Consider the following 846-nt stretch of genomic DNA (forward strand, 5'->3'; position numbering starts at 1 on the left):
TGAGCCTGTATCATGTAATTATAAATGTAGAAATATAACGAAAACTGATGTCCATAGACTACCTTCCTACGTTTCATTACAGCATAAATAGCCCTTCCAAAATGAAGGGCTACCAAATGCATCCTTGTTCAAAAAAAGCACCCTATAGTTTAAGTACATTTCTTCACAAACTATAGTAAATATTCACATTAACTAGTTCTGTCAATGGTTTGAAGCGTTAATTCCTTAGTGCGAAATATAAACAAGACTCCTTCTCGATTCAGGATTAGTTTTATAAAAGGTTTAATCGTTTCCGAATCCAGTGAACTACAACAAGTAAAACGGGAATCGCAACAAAGAATATAGGCAAGAGGAACTTTATAACCCATTCCCCTTCTTTTAAGTGATCTGAAATATTACTTGCCTCTAATATGGAGCTTAAAAGAGCTATGAATGCAATTGGAACTGCTAACTTTTGTTTATTTTCTACATTAAATATGTCCGATATTATATTAATCGCAGCTAAACAATAAATAGATATTTTAAAAAATACGCCAATAATCAGTGCAATAATCGCGAAGATATCTAGACGTTCTAATAATTCCCCTATGTGGGCTTTTTGTATCATTCTTAATAGAGGGAAAGCAGAAGTGCTATAACCAATTTCTCCAAGAGCAGATATTTCAAGAGCGTGAGTTAAAGCTTAATATTAAGGTACTGAGCGTTAATGCTGCAACTCCAACTTTTCTTCCGGATTGAGTTTGATTTAAATTAGGAAAAATGATTGAGAAACAAAAGATTTCACCGAACGGAAACATTAATATATTGGGATAAGCTGACTTTAAGACAGGTTTCCATCCATTTTCA

Annotated in this window: 2 protein-coding genes; both read right to left on the minus strand. The window is 33.2% G+C overall.

Annotated features, from left to right (window positions below):
• Window positions 1-271 precede the first annotated feature (271 nt).
• Window positions 272-661 (minus strand): GerAB/ArcD/ProY family transporter, encoded by a 390-nt coding sequence (locus V7659_RS32140; RefSeq protein WP_420491736.1) that lies wholly within the window; start codon window positions 659-661, stop codon window positions 272-274.
• A gap of 1 nt (window position 662) precedes the next feature.
• The coding region (locus V7659_RS16340) for a GerAB/ArcD/ProY family transporter (RefSeq protein WP_335540890.1) at window positions 663-846 on the minus strand (184 nt) is incomplete at its 5' end.

It is taken from the genome of Neobacillus drentensis (assembly GCF_036966985.1).
GTDB classification, from domain to species: Bacteria; Bacillota; Bacilli; order Bacillales; family Cytobacillaceae; genus Neobacillus; species Neobacillus drentensis_E.